Consider the following 20,722-nt stretch of genomic DNA (forward strand, 5'->3'; position numbering starts at 1 on the left):
ACGTATCTTCCCACACCAGAGTTTGTCAGCTGTTGATAATTTCCACAGAGCTCAATCAATAAGTACCCACAACCGCTGTTCTCTATGGAGCAGGTGTCTCGAAAATAGACAGCCTCATACAGCCACGTCGTTCTCGGTGTCCGAACGGCGCCTTTCTCGCCATCGCAGACCGGCAACGACACCGACGAGGAACGATCCAGCAGCGAGACTCACGACACCGATCTCTGCTGTCCCCGAGACAGCACTCGAAACCTGTAACAGGCTGTACGCCAGCCAGAACGAACCCATACACGCCACCATATAGAATTGTTCACGCGACCGATTGCCGCTCGCATATTGATACACGGCGACTCCGAGGACGACCAACCAAGCAGCTCCAAGCACGATACCGAGTGTCGAATCTGGAACTCCGAGCACTGCGAGGAGGGCCATGCGGAGTCGTCAACCGGGACTGACAAGCAATTTTTGGTGAGTCATGGACGGAGATGAGCCGAGAACCGATCGAGTCACGCCCGGAATCCAGTACCGGATCATCGACTAACCGAGAGAGACACGATCAGTGTCAAAAAAATGGATACCACACGAACGAACAATAGACGAGACAGCACTTTTCCCGTTCGCTCTGGAACCGGGAATATGGTCCCCCTCCATAGAGTACTCGTCGGACGTCCCCGTAGTCGTTTTCAGTGGGTGATCGTTGTCCTCGTTATCCTCACGATCCTCACCGGAACGTTCGGTGCGTACGCGGTCGGGCTCTTTCAGGTGTCCGGTGGTGTGATCGTCCTGCCGGCAGCGGCGACACTCGTTGGCTTCGTCGTCGCCGTTGGCGTCGGGGCTCGACATAGCGGACTGGTCGTGGCGTGGCTCGGCCTGTTCGCGGCCTACATCGGCTTTCGGGCCGACTGGGCGTTCCTCGGGCTCTCGAGTCACTCGCTCGGCGGGAAGTTCGCCTTTCTCTTCGACCCTGTCGGGCTGGCTGTGCTCGGCGTCGCCACCCTCATCATTGGAACCGTCGGGTTCGCTGTTGGATATCTCGGCCGATCAAGTATCGAGCGACTCCGAGAGAAAGTGGTGTCTCAGCAGTCCCATGACTGAACACGCACTGTCTGCGATCGGAGCGGGATTCTTCGTCAGCATCCTCGGTGTACTGATCAAGTACGTCGGCGTGATGGACCTGATCGCTGGATACGACCCCGAGAAGGTTGCAGACGAAGAAGGTCTGGCTAACTTCATTGGAACGAACGCGCTCTACGTTGCGGTCCTGACGATCTGTGTCGGTGTTCTGGAATTCCGATCCTCACCGGCCAACAGCGAGTGGTACTGGTTCGTGTTCGTGATCGCCGTCGTTGCCATCGCCGTCCGGATGATTCGCGGTGCTCGCCGCTACGAATCGACTTCCGAACGGAACGAGACTAACTGAAGAGCACCAGACGACAGACGCTCTTTGGACGGTTACAATCCCCAAGCAATCGGCTCTATACAGAACGGGATGCACAGTGTGAAAGCGCAACCATCAAACAGCGGGACTGAACGCTCGAGAGACGGCAGTACGAGAAGTAAAGTCCCAAGGCTCTGTTGAAATTCTAGTAGTCCGATACGACCTGTAGTGGAACAGCCGCTCAGTAGATGTGCGTGTATCTGAGTATAATTTATCCAATCTCGCGTTCAAGAGGATGTACAGTAATGGTATTGCAGTTGTACCACCGTCTGGAGGCGTGGGCTAAGAACCTACCCCGATTGGAATATGCCCTCGCGATTGGCTTTGTGAGCTTCCTCGCGGTGTTCGCAGTGAGTCTATTACTACGTGATCTGACAATCACCGACGCAGCGATGATGGGAGTCGTGATGGCTGTCGTCTACTATGCTCTTGACCTTAGACCCTGAATGGACTGCTGTGTTGAATAGATGCGGAGTTACGGTTACAGCGATTCACGCAGCGATTCTATGTTGATGAGGGCAAACATCAAAACGGTCTCATAGAACTGCCGAGATCAGCCGAGCGCTCTCACGGCGTCGCCGGGAGCGCCCACCGCCACGCCGATCTGAGAGCTACGACGCCGAACGGGCCGCCGAATCCGGCGGCGACCGCCGCGACGGAGGGGACGTAGTAGGCGAGACCAGCCACGACGGCGATGCCACAAGCACCGACTGCGGCCGCCACCCTGACCACGCGTCGGTCGAGTGGGCCAAACGCCGTCGTCTCGACCGGAAGCTCGAACGCCTCGACGGCCCGGCCATACTCCCGGAGGTGCGCGACGCTGAGTTCGTACTCCCCCGCGGACGGAATAAGCGAGAACGTTCGGGTGTCGCAGGCGCGGTCGAGGAGCTCTCCCTCGCACAGCTCGGCGTCCCGGAGGTCATCGACGGGGGTCGCCCACTGGACTGCCCCGGTGAGGTCGTCATACGCGACTACCGCGTCGTCGTGGCGCTGGTACGCCAGCGTACCGTGAGTGAGGGCGTACTCGACGGCCTTCAGCCCGCCGATGCCGGCCGGCAGGAGGCCGAAACAGACCACCGTGGCAGCGACCGACCCTATCGATCCGCCGGTGAGCCCAACCCACGCGAGGAGGTACGCCGGGCCGCTGCCGACTGCGGACTTCGCGCCCCGCCAGAGCGCGGCGCCGCGGACGGCGCGCCGGTCCGGACGGACCTCCGCCGTCGGCGACGCGTCCGGAGCCGCCACAGGCGGGAGCGTCCCCTCCTCCTCGTCGGGATCGAACGCCCGCCCGCCGCGGTACCCTTGCCACTCCGCGAACAGCTTCACCGCGACGAACGCGACCAGCGCGCCGGCCGGGCCGCCGATGGCCGCGAACCAGAGCACCACCACGGCTACCCCGGCCTCGTTCTTCGCGCTTCCGATCACGTCCCGGGGGGTGCTCGTCTCGTGGCGCCGCTTCCGGAAGTACTCGCGGTTGATGACGCCGACGTGAGAGACGATCAGGGAGACGGCGCTGGCCGCCACAATCGGATCGGCGAGCGTCGCCGGCACGTCGATGAAACGGCCAAGGACGAAGAGGAACATCCCAACGAGCGCCACGGCAGCCCCGAACGCTCGCAAGACGAACGGGAAGTTCCGGGGGTAGATCGGCGGGAGCGGGTCGACGACCGTGACGTTCCCACGCCGGCGGTTGAGGTCGCTCGGTCCGACGGAGACCCCGCCCCACTCGTCGGGCTTGAGCGGGTTACCCTCCTGTGGGCGCTCCAGCTCGTCGTAGTTCGGCGGGCGGCGCGCGAACAATGCCTTCAATCCGGCGAACGGGACAGCGACGACCAGTTCCATCGCGTAGACGACCGCGAACGTCTGTGCGCTCCACCCGAGGTGGAACACGCCGACCAGCGGGACGACGTTCGCCGCGACTGCTACCAGAAACACGGCAGACGAATCGTTTGATGGTGGCTCCATCGATTCGTCATCTATAAGTAATGAATAAAATTTGTTGGTGTGGGACCGACGCCCGTGTTTAATCGCCATACATCAGGGAGGTAGGGCACCAAATCAAAGGAATTGACGCGGACTGCTCAACAGAAACGGTAACGCGGAGTGCCCTTCCTCAAGGAGCGACCGAAGCGCTAGCGAAGGAGCGAGTAGGGAGGAGCGCGTTCGTATAGACGATTAACACTGTTTTATAAGTAGCCACGGTACTACATTGAAACTGTGGCAGACGACTATGTGCGTCGGACAGCAATCACCCGACTCTCGGTAGATGGTAGGCAACGCGAGTTGCTTGAGGAGACCATCTCTGAGTGGAAGCGTGGTTGCCAGCTCGCCACCGACATGGCGTGGGGCAAGTGCAACGCCAAGAGCGACGTACAGCCCCTCGCCTACGACGACGTGCGTGAGCAAACCGGCCTCGGGAGTCAGCATGCGATTCTCGCCACCCACCAAGCCGCACAAGCCATCACTGGCTGTATCGAACGCCGGTCCAACGGCAAGAAGGTCAGCAAGCCGACGTTCACCGCACCCACAGTGAAGTACGACACCCGGACGATGACGCTGTTCGATGACGACACGGTTTCTCTCTCCACGACGGAGAGTCGCGTCCGGTGTTCGCTCGCACTTCCCGATGCCGACGATGGCTACCAACGGCAGTACCTCAACTCTGACGAATGGAGCGTTACAGAAAGTACGCTCACCGCCCGCAACGGCGATTACTTCTTACACATCGGCTTCCGCCGACACAAGACCGACACCGAACGGAATACCGCCGAGGACGGAACAGTCCTCGGGGTTGACCTCGGTATCAAAAATCTCGCCGTCACCAGCACTGCCTGCTTCTTTAGCGGGCGAGAGTTAACCCATGACCTCCGCGAGTTCGAGAAGGTACGCGCCGGCCTCCAGCAGACCGGGACCCGAAGCGCCCGTCGAACGCTTGAACAGTCGAGTGGCCGCGAACTTCGGTACATCCGCGACGTACTCCACCAGGCGTCGAAGGCCATCGTGGACGAAGCACTTCGATACGAGTGCGATGTGATCGTGTTCGAAGACCTGACCCACATCCGCGACCGCACGGGTGCGTCGTGGGGCCACAAGTGGGCGTTCCAAACACTCTACGAGCAAGTAGAGTACAAAGCCGAAGCGAACGGTATCTTGGTGCAGCAGGTGGGTTCGGCGTACACGTCGAAACGGTGCGCCGAGTGTGGCTTCACAGCCGACGAGAATCGCCCGAATCGAACCGATTTCTGCTGTCAGAAGTGCGAGTCGGAAGCGAACGCAGACTACAACGCGGCGAAGAACATCGGTATGCGGTACGTCCGCCGAGGCCAACAGTCGTCCCGGCGGACGGGCAACAGTCAACTTGCCCTAAAGTCTGGAACGGTGACGCCAAGTGGCGGATTTACCGCCCACCCAGACGGGTTCGAGGTCGAGGACACGGACAAGCCCCACCCTCAACGAGCAAAGTCGTCAGACTGAGCGAAGTAGGGTGGGTAGTTGACCGACGAACTATGGGTTTGTGCCACCATCGACGGCGTCGAGATCGGGCTCGTCGAACTCGAGGGCTTCCGCGACGGCATCCGGAAGCTCCGGGCGAGGGGCCGATTCGTGGCGTTCGATTTTCTCGGTCTTGCGCGTATTCTCGTAGAGGGCACGTGCGACCGGAAGCCCACGGAGATACTTGTAGTCGTGGAGGACCTCGACGCCCCGCTCCGTGAATCCGTAGAACTGGGCGGGGAGATCACGTTTCCCCTCGCTTGGTTCGTACGTGTAGCGTGCGAGGAGCCCGGCGTCAATCAACGTCTCCAGCTGGTCTTTGATGGCCGCCTGACTCTTCCCAGCCATATACTCGAGTTCAGCGAGCGACATCAGATGGGCGGGGTGGCCCAGCAGCTCCTGGATGATGAGATGGCGCGTATCTTGGGACAGCAGCTTGAACAGCCGCTGCTGTTCCGCGAACGGCCCTGCATCGGCCGCACCAGTGTCGGTTTCGCTCATACGTGCTGGTACGGGGTAGGGCGCTATAACAGTTAGGGTTGTCCAAGTTGATTAAAAAGAGAAAAGCCAAAGTGATTCAGAAGTGATAAGGTGGTGAGGTTTGAATCGGCAGCTAGTAAGCGAACCCACGGCTAAAGCCGTGGGCTTTCAGCATGGACTCCCACTCGAACCGAATCCGGTACGGGAACGACCCCGTTCGTGTTCACCATCCCGCTGTTCAAGCGCACACCTACGGGTGCGCCTCCCTTGCCCCCAGTCTGGTTGCGAAGGAGTTTCAGTCCGATGTTCTTCGCTGCGTTGTAGTCCGCGTGGTTCTCGTACCCACAGTCCTGACAACAGAACGACTCCTGGGACGCGCGGTTCAGCTCGTGCGTGAACCCGCACGTCGAACACCGCTGGCCCGTGTATGCCGGACTCACCTGCTCGACGATCAGACCGTGGGGTTCGCCCTTGTACGTGACGCAGTCGAAGAGTCGTCCGAACGCCCACGAGTGAAGCTTCTTGCATCCACCCATCCGGTCGCGAATGTTCGTCAGGTTCTCGAACGCGATGTACGAGCACTCGTACTCGATGGCTTCCTCGACGATCTCGTTCGCGATACGATGCAGGAGCTGCTCGAATCGCCCTGTTTCCGTTCGACCAACGGACTGGATGTTCTCGTGCGCCCAGCGCGTTCCACACTGTCCGAGCGAGCCACGGCGCTTCTCGTACTCGCGGTGCCAATGGTTGAGCTCGTCTGCACTCCAGAACGTCCCCGTCGAGGTGACGGCGATGTTCTCGACCCCGAGGTCGACGCCGAGAACCGTTCCGTTCTCGGGTCGGTCGGGGACGTCCACGTCCGCCTTTGTTCGGACATAGAGGAAGAACGAGCCGTTGCGATAATGGAGCGTAGCACCGGTCGTCTCGTACGCGTCATTCAGAAGGTACTCCGAGTGGGGCGTGTCATGGTTTTCGTCGGGGAACTGATAACCGACGGTGATACGCCCATCGACAGTCGAGAGCGTCGCGTGGTCGTCGTCGAACGTGGCATTTCGGTGGTTGTACTCACAGAACAGCGCCGTGAATGTCGGCAGAGACGCAGTTTCACCCTTCGACCACTTTGCGACGACGCTCTTGAGGGCGTCGACAACACGGTCGCGTGCGGACTGCACGTGGTTGCTGTGCAGATCCGTTCGCTCGCGGACGTCGCTGTACGTCTCGTCGTGAAGGACGCTCTTGCGAGTCTCAACCCATTCACCGTCGTAGGCTGCGTCGACGACGTAATTCGCAGCGTCGAGGAACTGTTGGATCGTCTCGTGAAGAAGGTCCGCTTCGCTCTCGTCGACGGCGAGTTTGACGGGAACGGTGCGACGGACCTCCATACAACATCACAACACGTATCATGTGTTTAAACATTAATCAACGATGCGGGAGTCGGTCTGCTATCGCAGGGTGTATCGTTCACAAGTGTCGGCTTCCTCCCACCCCTGAAGGGGTGGGTTTCCACCTTGACCCACTATGACCGACCCAAGCCCGCCGCCGGACGCTGGGGAGATTATGACCGTTGTTCACGAGGCCGTCGGGGGCATCGAACTTGAGCCTGCAGAGAAACGGGAAATCTGGCGGTTCACCCAGCGTGAACTGCCGTATCTCTGGAGTCAGCGGACATCGTATTTCATCTTGGGGAGCTATCGCGACCCCTATATCCGCCGGCTTCGCGCCGTCCAGAACGAACTCACGAAGCAGCTCGGTGCCTATCCGTTCATTATGGGTGATCTCCTCGAACTTCCGACTGACCGCCTCAATACGTTCGATATTATGTTTTCGTTGCTCGCGACGTACAGCGACTACATCGTTGGGGTCTTCGAGAAGGAGAGTGGTGGGGAGGCACCTGAATTGGGCGAGATCGATGACCCGCCGTATTTCGACAAGTCGTACGTGTTCCCACGTGATTACGCGTGGGTGACTGACGAGAACCTTGACTCGCCACAGCACGTCATTCAGGCCGCCCTTGAGATAGCGTTCACAGACGATTTGTCGGCGGATGAAGTCCAAGCAAACGTCGAGTCGCTCGTTGATCGCGCCCAAGAGAGCGGTCTCGACATCGACGAACAAGAGGTGTGGGATGTGATCGACGACCGGGTAGATGAGGACGAAGAGCCGGCAACGTACAGTTGGGTCCATCTCAACAAATTCCGTAAATTCGAACTCCACGAACGGTGCTTCCCGTGGACGACAGGGGACGAACTTCGAACTGCGGTTGACGAACTCCCGTCCCCGACACCACGTCCGGAGTGGGAAGAGGGTGGGGAACATTGAATTATCCTACCCTACTCGCTTAGCGATACACTCATCATAGTGAGTCGGCTCGGTGGTTTACTCTCGGGTAAACTACTTTACCACGCCCGGTCGAATATATCGTCATGGAGGCTGGTTCGGGTGTCGGCGACGACACGACACCACGGGAAGTCATCCACTTCATTACACAGCAAACACGGTTTTCGCTTATCAGCGATATTCTCGCTCACCCCCAACAGCTCCCAGCGATGTACGAACTCGAGGAGCTCAATCCCAGTGTGAGCGATGCGACCGTCTACAAGCACATCCAGAAGCTGATCGACGCCGGCATCGTCACGGAGGTCGCTTTGGACGATGACCAGCGTCGGCAGGGCTATCCGTGGAAGTTCTACGGCCTCACCCAAGAGGGACGGGAGTTCCTAGAGGAGCACAACCTGCTCGCCGCGGAGGAAACTCTCCAGCAAATCTACGACACTATCTCCGACAAGCCCGAGAAGATGGTCAAGTACGAGAACGCGCCCCGGCCGAACGAAGAATAAGCGTGTATACTGGAGATAGTGTGGCGGCACACTAGGTTTTCACAGTCCGTCACCTACCGGGAAATATGAGCAGCAACAGAATTGACGCCGAAAGCAAGGTGTCTGGAAACCAGGCAAACATCCCCGCCCGGATTCGACGTGAACTCGATATCGACGACGGGGATCAGCTCCGTTGGCATCTCGAAGACGACGGGAGCATCCGGGTCCACGTCATCCAACAGCAAATGGGTACGTTCGCCGACTTCGACGGCTACGCTGGTGAGGAGCCGACTGATGCCACGATCGATCACGACGCCTGGGGCGTCGACGTCGAGTAAATGCCTCGTGCACTCATCGATACGACAGTCCTCTTTGCCGCCGCATACCGGCGAGATGGATCCCACAATGCCGCACTTCCCGTGCTCCACGGCATCGACGAGGGAACGCTTCCAGAGGCAGTCGTCCTCGACTACGTGCTCGCGGAAACGCTCAACGGTCTCACGACCCACGCCGGCCACGACGCAGCCGTCGATCTACTCGATCGCATCGAAGAAAACGCCCGCTTCCACATCGACTCACTCACCACCGACGCCATCGCGACAGGGAAGGCCCTCTTTCGCCAACACGAACCCCTCTCCTTCGTCGACGCCTGCATTGTCGCGTATATGCAAACCGAGGGGCTCGGCTACCTGTATGCATTTGACGACTATTTTGACGCTATCGAAGATGTCTATCGACTCGAGACAGCAACGAATCCCTACGATCCGAATTGACGCTGGCAGACGCCACGGCTAGCGACGGAGTTCGCTCTCAGGCTAGTCGCACCTCGTAGTCAGCCGCCAGCTGCTGGAAATCGGACCACTCCGGGAGCTGTGCATCGTCAACCTCGCTGTGCGTCTCGAGGTAGCGGAGCGAGGCATCGATTTCGTCTCCGAGGTCGTACTTCGCAGCTTGCGTTCGGAGGTCGTCCTCGTCAACGTCGACGTGACTGAGCAAGAGGAGACAGTACGAACGGTAGCGGCTGCCGTCGTCGATCAGCAGCGTGTGACAGCAGAGCTCCGCCGGCGAGACTGCCTCGAGGTCCTCGGAGTAGACGTAGTAGCGGTGGTCGGTGAGCAGGAACTGGATGTCATAGGCCGCGAATCGAGCGAGGCCGGTTTCGTGGAACGCCTCTGCGTCGATCTCCGTCTCGGTCTGGGCGAGGAATTCATCGTAGTCCTCCCAGAGAGTCGTACCTTTCGGGACGACGGCTTTGAGGCGCTGGCGATGGAGATGATGTGTGAGTTCACGGGCGAACTCGTGGAGGCGGTCGAAGTCGGCGTTGAACTCGTAGTGGCCGTCGACGGTTCCGACGAGCCCACGGTCGCGAAACCGTTTGAGGACACGGTTGACCGTGTTGCGGTAGTTATCGCTCCGGTTGGCAATCTCGGAGACGGTTCGCGGCTGATCGAGGTAGTACAACACCTCGAGTGCCTTGCCGGTCAGTAGCTCGGGGAAGTCGATGTGGGAGTACTGTCGAACGAGGTCCTGGTAGCGTTCGACGGAGCGGGCATCCGACGGGACGACTCGTTTTCGCCGCCCGTCGCGTTCCGTGTAGACGAGCCCCTTCTCGACAAGGCCGGCGACGGCACGAGAGAGGTAGCTCTCGCTGTGGTCGAGTTTCGCCGCGAGCTCGGAGATCGTGTCGCCGCGGTCGACCGTGGCGAGGACCTTGAGTTCGATGCGCCGGAGCACGGTGTAACATAGTACGAAACTTGGATATGAATAAGATTCGAGTAGTGTTACAGTCAGCAATCGCGATAACCGTCTCCATCGTCTTAACCAACAAACCTATGGATTCGCGGATTGTGTTGGTTAACAGAAAGAAGCCGATGTCCTACGAACCCCCGGCCCCACCGGCGAACCTCCCGACGGAGATCGTCAACACGCTCAACGAGTCGGAGCCGGAGCAGCTCCGAGACGTTGCGACATACGCTCAAGCGCTCGCCGAGCACAAGGAACGAGAGGCCCGTCTCGAAGAGTCGACAGATCAAGAAGAGGTCGAAGAGCGACCAGACGAGCTCCCGGACGACGTCCCTTCCAAAGCGACGATCACGATCAAGGAAATCAACGACAATCGCTACTACTACTGGCAGTGGCGGGACGGCAATCGTGTCAAATCAAAATACGGATCCCCCGTGAATCCAGATGAATAGACAAAATGGCATCTTAGCCGGATAGCCAGCCGTTCGAAGGTACCTGTCTCCGAAATAAAACAAATAATGGAAATCAAAGCACCCAACCTGTTGTTTTTCACTTCGATGGAAGGGTGTATTTCTATTCGGGGAGAACACATCGATAACGGTGTGTTCCGTCGGAGTAACAGGTCAAACACATCGATAGAGGTGTGAGATCAGCAGAGACCCACAGCGAATCTGTAGCGTCGAATTGTGTGCGGAACTACGATATTACACGCAGAAAGTAAGATTAGATTATTCTGCTTTTCCAATTGTTTAGCCCCTCTAATTAGTGAATACACTTCGATAGAGGTGTATGGTGGTAGCCGGTTTGTACCTATCGACTGAATCACAATTCAGGAAGAAGAGAGCCCCTATCGGAGTGTATGTGTATCTCTCCCGAATACACATCGATAGAGGGGTGGGTGGAGCAAACTCAATGCCAAAGGATGTGGGTTATCAGGTTTCGTTTCGCAGTTGTGCTCTCACCACCGACGTCACTCCGTCGTCGGAGACCATCTTGAGACGTGAATCCTCACGGAGCGTATCCAAAATGGTCTCTGGTCGTTCACCAAACTGGAACTCGAGGAACATTCCCGAGCTGGGCCCGTGACTCCGGCGCTCGAAATCGACCAAGGAGTACGTCGTGAGCTCCTTCATCTTGTTCACGTACGACTCCTGTTGGTACTGGTCTGCATCGATCGATTCGGTCAGGTACTGATACACCCGATACCCAGTCGTGCTTCGTGCAGTGCCATCTTTCGTTTCGGACGCAACAGCTGCCGTCGCGTACAAGCAGAGTTTCTTCTGTGTACTAATCCCACGGACAACTTCGAGGACCCGATTCTTTTCGACTTTATCTTGGGCCTGTCGGACGTGTTCTTCGCGAACACGGTCGTCACCCTCCCGTTCAGCGAGTTCCCCAGCGACACGCATCAAGTCGATCGCCTTTCGTGCGTCACCGTGCGTTTGTGCAGCGAACGCTGCTGCAAGCGGGATGACATCGTCCTCAACGACACCGTCGTGGAAGGCATCCTGGCGCCGGCGCAGGATCGACTGAAGTTGGTTCGCATCGTAGTCGTCGAAATGAACGTCTTCAGGCGTAAACGAGCTTAAGGCACGACTGCCGACAGCCTCCATCATCTTTGTGTCGTTCGAAATCGCCACCACCGAGAGATACGCAGTCAGCTCGTCGGCGGCACCGGCCCGCGAAAGCTGGTAGAGCAATCGGGAGAACGCAGGTTCCTGTTTGTCCCGGCGACCAACGAGCATATCCAGTTCATCGAGGACGAAGACGACAGAATCGAAGTTCTCGTTGACGATGCGGTAGAGTTCATCCCACTTCTCTTTCGTCGCCACGCCGTGTTTCGGAACTTCGACCTCGACGCCGGCCTCGTTTGCGGCTTGCTGTGCGAGTTCATAGACCGCGACGCCGAGTGTATCGAGATCTTGGCAGTTGACTTCGATCGTGCCGAACTGAATATCCCGTGAGTCGCAGATGCGACTGATGTTTTTGCAGACGGCTTTCGTGATAAGCGACTTCCCCGTTCCGGAGGGACCGTACAGGAAGAGGTTCGGGGGGCGGTTGTCGCCAAGTGCGACCCGGAGCATCTTCGTGACTTCTTGGAGTTGTTCGTCACGACCGACGATTCGGTCCTCCGCGACGATGTAGTTTGGATCGAGGAGTGACCGATCCCGGATGAGTCCATCCTGTTCGTCGAATTCGAGGAGCATCTCCTCGATGGATTGTGACTCCGTCGCCTGGTCAGGATCGGCGGAGGGACGAGTTGACGACTGGGAGGGCAGGTCAGTGTCTGAGGAAGTAGATACGAGATCCGCGTCCGTCGTGGTCTCATTTTCCGATGGATCCGAGTCTGGCGTGGAGCCATCAGAATCGTGAGTCCTCATAGTGACGACCATACAACCGGAGAACAAAAAGGTTCCCCACCCCTATCGAAGTGTATTTTGTTGATACAGGTGGCCAATACGGGTACTTCATCAGGATCTGACGTTTTTGGGGCCGATATTCTGGGACGGACAACGAAGTGTTGTCCACGAGCCGAGTGCAGCAAGAGACACACCCCTCTATCGATGTGTTCGATAAATATCGAGGGGGGTTACTCTCGGACTGCAACGAGTATGTGGTCGAGGTGAGAAAGACGGATTATAACCGATAACACGGTTGTTGAGCGTGCGCGTCGGTACACTCGGTTTAGGGTATTTTGACTTTTCTCTTTTCTTCTTTTTCTTTCTACACACAAACACACACACACACCTCTATCGATGTGTTCTTTTGAGTTTCTGCTATGCCTCACCAACGAGAGAAACTCATCTACGTGGTCTCAGCCTCGTCCATACTAAAATCACTGTTTCTCACTGTATTTTCGCGGATCTTTCCTTATCCTCCGTTTGCCTCTCTAGTGTGTTTTCTTTGCAGGGAGGCCTTGCTTCTTCTGAACACATCGATAGAGGGGTGTCTGTTTGTTCGAGGTAGCTGATATCCTTTTGTACACAATGCCTTTCGTCAAACAGAGGTTCCCAACCTGAACACATCGATAGAGGTGTGTGTCTATCCTCAGTTGGGGTCTCTTGTACTTTGGTTTTGGAGTCTCACCCCTCGGGTTTAACCAACATATTCTCCTTCCACTACTCTTGTTGGTTAATTCATCACACGGGAGCATTCATCCCGTGCTGCTAGGAGTGTCTGCCCGCTGTACGACTCATTACTCCGGTCAAGGTGGTGTCACACATTAATCAATCAGTTCAGAACTCCCTACCTGCTGTGTATGCGACCGACCTAGGTATCCTCGTCGACGACAATGTACTCTAATTTCTCTCTGCGATGGACGGAGAGATCTTGATGGTCCACACGTTGCAACGCAGCGACGTCCTGTGTTTGATCGGTTATCGGTTGGGCGGATCAGATCCGTTATTCTGCAGATTTTTGAGTCATAGAAGGGATTAACTACAATCCTATCTGACTGAACGGCCATATGATTCCCCGCAATACTGTGACCGCTCCGATCTCGTCGAAATCACGACATCGACGTGAAACCCCGATCTTTCAACGAACTTCGTCCACTCACGTCTACGCCCCGATAGCATCTGGGGAGGGACACTAATGCCGAGTTTTTTCGCGCGCCTCTCGGAGGGACTGCATCGTGCGAGTGAGCATCTGTTGTTGGTACTCGTTCCGATCCTGTTCGCGCTGTTAGATACGAACAAGATCACAGCGATCACCACATTCGATGGCGGTCACATCGGATTCAAACTCGGATTGCCGCTTTCGGTCATCACTGTGTGGCAGTTCGTCAGTGTCCCTAATTCTGGTGTGTCCGTGAATACTGGGCTGCCGATCGAGCTGTTGCCGTTTGTGTTCCTCACGGTCCCTCTCTTGGTGATCGCTCAGGCGGCAATCCAAGCTGGGTATTTCGGCAGTCTCAGTAATGCCCTCGACGATGAGCCATACGCGTTTCTCCTGAATAGTCGTACGTACTTCCTCTCGTTTCTAGTGTTGACGGCGATTCCATATCTCGTGTTAGTGCCGCTGGCAGTGGGAGTGTTCGGGGTTGGGTCACTTACTGGCAGTCTCAGCGGTGCAGCGCTTTTGCTTATCCTCCCAGCATTGGGGATCTTCCTGATCGTGGCATACCTTTTCTATGGAACGCCGTATCTGATCGTCCTTCGAGATGGTAGACTCGTTGACGCAGCTCGGGCGTCGTATGCGCTTGCAATCGAAGGGGGGCCGTATCTCACGTATGCAATCGGCTTTTCGCTGTTCGTGTTCGTTGTGTCTCCAGTGGCGACTGGAATCGTCGTGAACGTGCCCGCCCTTGGTCTCTTGGTTGGTATTCTCGCTGGCGGTTTCATCGGTCTCGGTTTGAATTTCGCAACAATGCAATTTTTCGCTGATATTGCTCCATCGACCCCCACTGATTTAGACTCAGACCGAGAACGTACGAACCAACCGTTCTGAAGCTGTGGCAGTGGTCTCGCCGGTACGAAATCGGATTTCTTCACCACTCTTTCTTAATTCAAAAGAACTACCACTTACCATTCCTGCCTTTCGGAAGTGGGAGGTCAGAGGCACCCACACTCTCAAATCCGGGAATGTTCCCTCCCACACGGCCGTATATCGGTCAACTCCGTCGGCATATTGCACTGCTCCACGAAGCCGTTCGCTCCTTACTCGAAACTGCGCGTGAGTACGTCTCAATTCGACACGTCTACCTCGATCGTGGATTCTACCAAGTCCACGTCGTTGCGGAGTTAGAGCAGGTGGGTGTTGACTACATCGTGCGTGCGCGACCGGGTAGCGGAATGAAAGGCCGTCTCAGCGCCGGCGCTGAGACGGTCACCGACGAGTACACGATGCGACGAAAGCGAAAACCAACTGCGTCGGTAGACGTCACAGTCTTCGCAGTTCCGCACCGCACAATCGAAGACGAACACGTCTGGTTCGTAACAAGCTTAGATGTAGATCCGGCGACAGCGAAGGCGTACGCGGCGGTGTTCCGCCGCCGCTGGGGCATCGAAACCTCGTATCGGCAGATCGGTGACTTTCTCCCGAGAACGTCGTCGCCGACGTTCTCGGTGCGATTGTTCTACTTTCTGTTCGCGGTTTCGCTGTACAATCTCTGGGTGCTAGCCAACGTGTTGGCTTCAGCTGACACAGTTCCAAAAACACCGCTGATCTCAACACGAATCTTCCGTAGATTCGTTCCCTCGACAGACTACGGCTGAATACGCATTCGAGTCCGACCGGGATGACCGGTGAGTGCGCCCTGTTGTGGAGAGGCATCGCTCGGGAGCGCCGCGCCAGCGGCGCTCCCTCGCTCTCTCAGAGAATCTGTCATAGAGCAATTCGACACGACGGCGAAATCTCCGATCTCAACGGCTTGCTCAGCGCGGAGCAGAATCTGATTCGGCAACTACTGTGAAGGGCGGGTTTTAGCCTTGCAACGTCCCATAAGCTGCCCCCCTCGTTGAGCGGAGGGAGTGTATAGGGGAATACAATATCACGAGAGGAAGCGATGAATTCACTCGGCAGACAAAATATGACGTTTCGGAAGTCGAAACCCGATAGTGAGCCGCCAGCGTCTCCACACTGTTTCCTAATAGGAACCGTATGCCTATTAGGAAAGAGACAGTCCCAACTAATCAATAAGTCCACTCCAACCGCTCTTTTCGTGTTGGTTAGTCATTTTTCGTGTCTGCGAACGCTGTCCACTCTGACACCCGTGTTTCCGCAAGTTCTCGACGAATCTTCGATCGATTCCAGCCCAACGGCGACAGCAAACTTTCGACAGCTCGGATAAGTTCCGTCTCATAGTACGACGCATCGTACGATTCAATGCCTTCGTGAGCCAACGCGACCCGTTCTCGCGAGCTTTTCTCGTCGTCGACGACTATGTACTCGATATCTTGGCCCGGGTGGACTGCCAGTTCCTGCTCGCGAGCCCGTTTCAAGGCGGCCACGTTCTGTGTATTCTGTGAGTAGCCTTCCAGGGGCTTGGAGACACGGTTCCGCTCGACGAGCCGCTCTACTTCTACGTTGCCTGCCTGTAGTTCGCCGATTGCTCGTTCGAGCCGTCCGAGCACCGCGTCCGGGGACCGCGTGGCATCGAGCTGTTCGAGACAGTCCCGCTGGACGTTCTCGATGAACGGCGGGGTTGAGCGCTGCCGGGCTTCGATGCCTCTGACCTTGAAGTCGTCGTCGCCGGCGACCTTCCCGAAGTACTTCGTCAACGCGCCGGCGTCGCTCTCGCGCTGCGGCACGAACGCCACCCAGTCGTAGTGGGCTTCGTGTTCGAGCCGAATCTCGACGCGGTCCGTAATTTCCGCCGCGAGCGTCTCGAGGTCCTCGCGGTCCTCGTCGTCGACGTCGGGGTCCGGCGTCACCCAGATGGAGTCGACGATGCCGTGGACGACGCGCCAGCCGCCAGCTTCCAATCGCTGTTTCGCCGTCAGCATAATCTCGCGAGCGAATGCGTTGATTGCCTCGTGGCACTCGATACGGCCGAACTTCGCGTTGCCGAACCCCTGATAGCCGAAGCAGGCGACGAGAATCCACTTCAGCGCTCCCGACCGCCCCTCGAGTTCTGCCAGTCGGTCCTCGTCGGGGTCGTCCCGTTCCTTCTCGCGACGGATGACCGCCTTGATCTCGTCGCGAGCGTCGATGATCGGCTGTAACACGTCGACGAGGTAGCCCCGGTTGTCGCAGATCGAGTACCCGAGGCCGGGGACGTCGTCGCGGTCGCTGTGGCAGTCACACCGGATGACGTCCGGTGAGACGTTTCTGGTACAGATGATGTTCGGGTACAACGAGGAAAAGTCGAGTTCGTGGACGTTCTCGTGGAGGCCGACCTCGGGGGCGAAGATGAAGCCGCCACGGTCGGCGTCGTGGAGCGTCCCCATCGGCTTGTAGAACTCGTGCCGCCAGGAGTTCCACGGGACGAGGACGCCGCGGTCGTGGGCCTCGCAGATCTGGATCGCCGTGAGCACGTTCCCGATCGACGCCCACGCGAGCTCTTGGACGGGCTTGTTCGAGCGCGACACGAGGTTGAGGACGCCGTCGAGGTTCGTCTCTCCGTAGAAGAACGTGTTCGACTCGTCGATGATCGCCCGGCTAGGCACGTTGTACCGCGCCGGCGAGTGGCCGACGCGGCCGTAGCTCGAGTACGTCGACCGACTCGCGAGCTGCTGGTAGTCGATATCGGGCCACCGACTCAGCGAGAAGTCGTCGACGCCGGCGTCCTCAGCCATCTCCTTGAACACGCCAGCCTCGGGTTCGTATACGAGGTCGCCGTCACGGGTCTTCGCCGTTATCCCCTCGATGAAATCCTCATACGAAAACGTCGGATGGAACGTTACCATCCGAAGGCGGTCCTCGACAGCGTCGTCGAAGTGGTCTTGCTCGTCCAGCCCCCTGTCTATCCACCACTTGGCGAAGTTGAGCGCTCCATAGGTCTTCCCGATTCCTGGCGGGCCGTGGAAAACGATCTGTTTCTTGCGCTGGAGATGTTTTTCGACGGTCTCGAACCACGGTAACTCGTCGTACTCTGCGGAGTCCGGTTCTTCGATCAGTTCTTCGTTCCATCTCCAGAACGTGTCCAACCGTTCTCTGTACGCTTCGACCACGTTCTGGATCGATATTTCGTCTTCAGACTCGAACGACTCGTCATCGTATTCCCTTCGAGGGACGTCGCTCCCGTTATCGGTCCCGTATTCAATCTCGTTGGGATAGAAATAGATGTACAGTTGATATGCCGATTTGTGATCTCCGAGAACGCTCGGATACAGAACAGCCCACGAGCGAGTACTTGGGATGTTGGTTGCCCCCTGGTAGGTGACGTAGTGCGTAGACAGTTGGTCAGCGTCCAGCTCGTTTCGCAGATAATCGAGTAAATCCTCGATGTACGCCTCTACACGGTCTTTGACATAGTTGTAGTAAATCTGAGCGAGGATCTTGTAGTCGTCCCACGAGTTCATGATGTTCTTCTCGTGGTTTGCGTTCTCTCGTGCGGCGATTTCGTCGATATCTACGGATGTACCGTCAAGGATGGCATCGAGCACATCGTACCGGATTTTGGCTATTTTCTGGCGTCCTTCGTACGCCTCAAGCTGTTCTCTGAGAAATGTCTGTGGTAGCGTGCGAATTTCGTCGAGGAACACAGAGGTTTGGTCCTCGAATTCCTCTAACCGGCTAGTGTGTCTGAAGAGGTATCTGAGAATGAAATTGTATCTACATTCCGCCGAGTGCGTTACAGTACCTACGAACTCTTGAGCGTCTTGGAGCGTGGCGTCAGCGAGTTTCTCGCTCAAAACGTCCGTCTGGATTGTTGAACAGTAGTCCCGATAGAGCTCGTATCTTTTCCCGACAGGGAGATTGCCGAGATCGGGACTGTGCAACCCAGTGAAGTAACGAATGAGCGTCTCAAAGCCTTCCTCGTCGTACAGTACATATCGGTCGGGGTCGGAAGTCGTCAAGAGAGCACTAATGACCGTGAGATCTATATCCTGATTCGTTCTGAATCGCTCAATGCGATCTTCGAGTGAACTCTCATCTTCGAATAGCGCTACCAGGTCCTTGACGAAATTTCCAGCGTCGTCAGCTACCTTCGCCTCCAGGTCGTCGAAGTCTTCCTCGGACAGAATTGGGTGATCATTTCCCGTTGCTTCTCTCAGTTCCGACGTATATTCCGATACCGTGTCCGCAGTCAGGTCCCGTTGATTGAGCCACGAATGGTCGCTATTCAGAACCTCTCGATTCCGATTTCTCTGGTTCTCATCAGCCGATTTGAAATCGTGGTACGTATCGACAGCCGCGTGGAGGGCCCCTTCGTCGAGATTGAATTCCCCTACTGAAACCAGATTAACCATACCTCCGGTATTGACAGAACGGACAAAATAACCTTGTCCCGGTGCGTGAGATGGATCGAGGTACTCGAGTCAGAAGCTCACCAAGTCCACTCCGCTACAGCTCTAACTAGGAGGAAGCCTCTCAGATTCGTACGGCAGTCTCCCAAACCGGCAAGGCCTCAGTACCTCTGACTCGTAGCTCACAGTATGCCCTACTGCCCGAATTGTGGGAGCCAAGTCAAGGCGGTTCACCACTACTGCGGATCCTGTGGCCAAGTACTGTCTGAGATTGCAGAGTCGGAGAGCGATCCACCAATGGCGGTCGATAGAGATGGATTTCTGTCACTGCGTTCGCTCTCGTACGTCAATGAACTACTAGGCGGTGAACAGGAACTTGACCGAGATTCTGTCTCCTATACCCAACTCTCTCGAGAGGTGAGCGCCGCGTTTGCGGATTTCGCTCGTCTTGCGATGGTCAACGACCTCGATCTTCTTCAGCTCTGGGCGACGGGGTCAAACACGAATGCATTGAGTAAGTCGGTTGATGATATGAATAATAACCAGTTCCAAGAATGGCTTGCTGCGATTGGGTTAGGGCGAACTCTTCGAATGTACGATGACACACTACATACGGAGTTCGAGGACGAGTTCGACGATAGACTGCAGAAACTGATCGAAGTCGCGAATGAGGAACTCGACGACGGAGAGCTATCGGAGTAGTTCTACGCTGCACAAGCGATATGATCTGTTGAGAGTTGGGTCGTTTCCTACTACGATTCCCTTGCTGAGGTGGTATACTCAGCACGAAGATAGCTTTTTGAGGATCTTGTTCAAAAGTTAGTAGACGTGTATGGCGGAGGTACCGGATGCTGAACGGCAGGCAGGCGAGTCCGATGCGGGAGAGGTTCTCAGCGTGTCACATCTGAACGACATATCGAATCTCCCAACGAGGTGACGGTGCCCCTCCACGGTGTCCGTTGTATCGGCAAAGTTACTGACCTCCACCAGCGCAGTACTGCGCTCTATATCACCCTGAGCGACGGCGGCGCCGATCTCAAAGACGGCACTGAGGTCACATAACGCCGAGATTCAGATCCTCGTACATCCGGTCGAGCATCGCCAGCCCCGACTGGAACTGGGCGTAGTTCTCGCGCATATACTCGATTGTCTCTGCTCTCGGGATCACCGGGTACCCTTCGACGTGCTCGATATCGAGTGACGCGCGTGGCTCGAGGATGATCTGCAGCGGTCCGTCCAACTCGTCTCGGGGCTGTCGTTCGAATACGGTCGGGAGGTCGAACCACTCGAAAAATGTCTCCCAGGCGTCGACGTCCTGCTCACGAACAGCGAGGAACAGTGGATAGTCGTCGGGCTCGCGACCGAACCTGGTAGCCGCCCTGGGTCCACACGTAGACGGCGTCGATCCGCGTGAATGCGAACGGCCAGTCACCGAACTGCGGGATGACGTAGGCCTCCTCGATGGATGGTGGACTGACGCCGGCGCTGGCAGCAACGAGCTCTCGTGCTGCGTTTCTCACGCGGTCATCGACGATTGAGAGGCCGTCATCATAGCGGACGTAGCCTGCGTCTTCGAGACGGTTGACGGCCTGTCTCACCGTCTCGTACGGCGTGTGGAGGTGTTGGGCGACACGACGGATGGAGTCACCCCTCTCGATGGACAGGATGACCTGCGCCGCCGTGTCGTCGAGCACTTCGTACACCTGATGGTTACCAATAATCCGGTAACAGTTAAAAGCCTTACTAGAGGCCCGGTTAGAGTGGCTCCGACTGAGCTGGACCACTCTGGTTTCTCATATTGAATGGCTGGACTATGTCGATATCGCACACTATCTGCATAATTTGGATAATGTAAACAATGCGGATTGCATGTATTGCGCTCATTGGCGCCTGATGGTGGT

General features: G+C 56.9%; 17 protein-coding genes and 2 pseudogenes. 11 read left to right on the forward strand and 8 right to left on the reverse strand.

What is annotated here, in order from left to right:
• Positions 1 to 114: 114 nt before the first annotated feature.
• The gene (locus ACT3HL_RS16535) at positions 115 to 432 is read right to left on the reverse strand and encodes a hypothetical protein (RefSeq protein ID WP_445087859.1); all 318 of its coding nucleotides are present in this window, start codon (positions 430 to 432) and stop codon (positions 115 to 117) included.
• A 204-nt stretch (positions 433 to 636) separates the two neighbouring features.
• On the opposite strand from ACT3HL_RS16535, the gene ACT3HL_RS16540 reads away from it, so the two are divergent.
• Positions 637 to 1,095, forward strand: a complete 459-nt coding sequence (locus ACT3HL_RS16540; RefSeq protein ID WP_445087860.1) for a hypothetical protein — start codon at positions 637 to 639, stop codon at positions 1,093 to 1,095.
• The gene (locus tag ACT3HL_RS16545) at positions 1,088 to 1,420 is read left to right on the forward strand and encodes a DUF3784 domain-containing protein (RefSeq protein ID WP_445087861.1); all 333 of its coding nucleotides are present in this window, start codon (positions 1,088 to 1,090) and stop codon (positions 1,418 to 1,420) included. The genes ACT3HL_RS16540 and ACT3HL_RS16545 overlap by 8 nt, the downstream gene beginning before the upstream one ends.
• A gap of 585 nt (positions 1,421 to 2,005) precedes the next feature.
• On the opposite strand, the gene ACT3HL_RS16550 is transcribed toward ACT3HL_RS16545, so the two are convergent.
• A complete protein-coding gene (locus ACT3HL_RS16550) occupies positions 2,006 to 3,403 on the reverse strand; it encodes a DUF6498-containing protein (protein ID WP_445087862.1) in 1,398 nt (465 codons plus the stop codon).
• Positions 3,404 to 3,655: 252 nt separating this feature from the next.
• Here ACT3HL_RS16550 and ACT3HL_RS16555 point away from each other — a divergent pair, with 252 nt between their 5' ends.
• Entirely contained in the window at positions 3,656 to 4,912 is a 1,257-nt protein-coding gene (locus tag ACT3HL_RS16555; RefSeq protein ID WP_445087863.1) for an RNA-guided endonuclease TnpB family protein, read from the forward strand.
• A gap of 30 nt (positions 4,913 to 4,942) precedes the next feature.
• Here ACT3HL_RS16555 and ACT3HL_RS16560 read toward each other — a convergent pair whose 3' ends face one another.
• Both ACT3HL_RS16560 and ACT3HL_RS16565 read right to left on the reverse strand, forming a co-directional pair.
• Positions 4,943 to 5,431 carry an ArsR family transcriptional regulator gene (locus ACT3HL_RS16560; protein WP_445087864.1) on the reverse strand — a complete coding sequence of 163 codons (489 nt, stop codon included), beginning with the start codon at positions 5,429 to 5,431 and terminating at the stop codon, positions 4,943 to 4,945.
• 131 nt (positions 5,432 to 5,562) lie between these two features.
• A complete protein-coding gene (locus ACT3HL_RS16565) occupies positions 5,563 to 6,792 on the reverse strand; it encodes an RNA-guided endonuclease TnpB family protein (RefSeq protein WP_445087865.1) in 1,230 nt (409 codons plus the stop codon).
• A 136-nt stretch (positions 6,793 to 6,928) separates the two neighbouring features.
• Here ACT3HL_RS16565 and ACT3HL_RS16570 point away from each other — a divergent pair, with 136 nt between their 5' ends.
• The 4 genes from ACT3HL_RS16570 to ACT3HL_RS16585 all read left to right on the forward strand — a co-directional run bounded on the left by ACT3HL_RS16570 (position 6,929) and on the right by ACT3HL_RS16585 (position 8,999).
• The gene (locus ACT3HL_RS16570) at positions 6,929 to 7,729 is read left to right on the forward strand and encodes a hypothetical protein (RefSeq protein WP_445087866.1); all 801 of its coding nucleotides are present in this window, start codon (positions 6,929 to 6,931) and stop codon (positions 7,727 to 7,729) included.
• 104 nt (positions 7,730 to 7,833) lie between these two features.
• Positions 7,834 to 8,247 (forward strand): PadR family transcriptional regulator, encoded by a 414-nt coding sequence (locus ACT3HL_RS16575; protein WP_445087867.1) that lies wholly within the window; start codon positions 7,834 to 7,836, stop codon positions 8,245 to 8,247.
• Positions 8,248 to 8,312: 65 nt separating this feature from the next.
• Positions 8,313 to 8,564 (forward strand): AbrB/MazE/SpoVT family DNA-binding domain-containing protein, encoded by a 252-nt coding sequence (locus ACT3HL_RS16580; protein WP_445087868.1) that lies wholly within the window; start codon positions 8,313 to 8,315, stop codon positions 8,562 to 8,564.
• Positions 8,565 to 8,999, forward strand: coding sequence for a PIN domain-containing protein (locus ACT3HL_RS16585; protein WP_445087869.1), 435 nt, complete (start codon positions 8,565 to 8,567; stop codon positions 8,997 to 8,999).
• Positions 9,000 to 9,036: 37 nt separating this feature from the next.
• Here ACT3HL_RS16585 and ACT3HL_RS16590 read toward each other — a convergent pair whose 3' ends face one another.
• On the reverse strand, positions 9,037 to 9,960 hold the full coding sequence (locus ACT3HL_RS16590; protein WP_445087870.1) for a MarR family transcriptional regulator: 924 nt from the start codon (positions 9,958 to 9,960) through the stop codon (positions 9,037 to 9,039).
• Positions 9,961 to 10,097: 137 nt separating this feature from the next.
• On the opposite strand from ACT3HL_RS16590, the gene ACT3HL_RS16595 reads away from it, so the two are divergent.
• Positions 10,098 to 10,421, forward strand: a complete 324-nt coding sequence (locus ACT3HL_RS16595; protein ID WP_445087871.1) for a hypothetical protein — start codon at positions 10,098 to 10,100, stop codon at positions 10,419 to 10,421.
• A 480-nt stretch (positions 10,422 to 10,901) separates the two neighbouring features.
• On the opposite strand, the gene ACT3HL_RS16600 is transcribed toward ACT3HL_RS16595, so the two are convergent.
• Positions 10,902 to 12,350: an AAA family ATPase gene (locus ACT3HL_RS16600; protein ID WP_445087872.1), complete on the reverse strand. Its 1,449-nt coding sequence runs from the start codon at positions 12,348 to 12,350 to the stop codon at positions 10,902 to 10,904.
• A gap of 1,213 nt (positions 12,351 to 13,563) precedes the next feature.
• Between ACT3HL_RS16600 and ACT3HL_RS16605 the strand changes: the two genes are divergently transcribed.
• Both ACT3HL_RS16605 and ACT3HL_RS16610 read left to right on the forward strand, forming a co-directional pair.
• Positions 13,564 to 14,418, forward strand: coding sequence for a hypothetical protein (locus ACT3HL_RS16605; protein WP_445087873.1), 855 nt, complete (start codon positions 13,564 to 13,566; stop codon positions 14,416 to 14,418).
• Positions 14,419 to 14,552: 134 nt separating this feature from the next.
• A complete protein-coding gene (locus tag ACT3HL_RS16610) occupies positions 14,553 to 15,185 on the forward strand; it encodes a transposase (protein ID WP_445087874.1) in 633 nt (210 codons plus the stop codon).
• Positions 15,186 to 15,638: 453 nt separating this feature from the next.
• Here the strand turns inward: ACT3HL_RS16610 and ACT3HL_RS16615 are convergent.
• Positions 15,639 to 17,210: pseudogene (locus tag ACT3HL_RS16615) on the reverse strand (type B DNA-directed DNA polymerase); the annotation flags it as partial.
• 1,800 nt (positions 17,211 to 19,010) lie between these two features.
• Between ACT3HL_RS16615 and ACT3HL_RS16620 the strand changes: the two are divergent.
• The gene (locus ACT3HL_RS16620; protein ID WP_445087875.1) at positions 19,011 to 19,523 is read left to right on the forward strand and encodes a zinc ribbon domain-containing protein; all 513 of its coding nucleotides are present in this window, start codon (positions 19,011 to 19,013) and stop codon (positions 19,521 to 19,523) included.
• A 352-nt stretch (positions 19,524 to 19,875) separates the two neighbouring features.
• Here ACT3HL_RS16620 and ACT3HL_RS16625 read toward each other — a convergent pair.
• Positions 19,876 to 20,524: pseudogene (locus ACT3HL_RS16625) on the reverse strand (MarR family transcriptional regulator).
• Positions 20,525 to 20,722 lie beyond the last annotated feature (198 nt).

It is taken from the genome of Halobellus sp. GM3 (assembly GCF_052545375.1).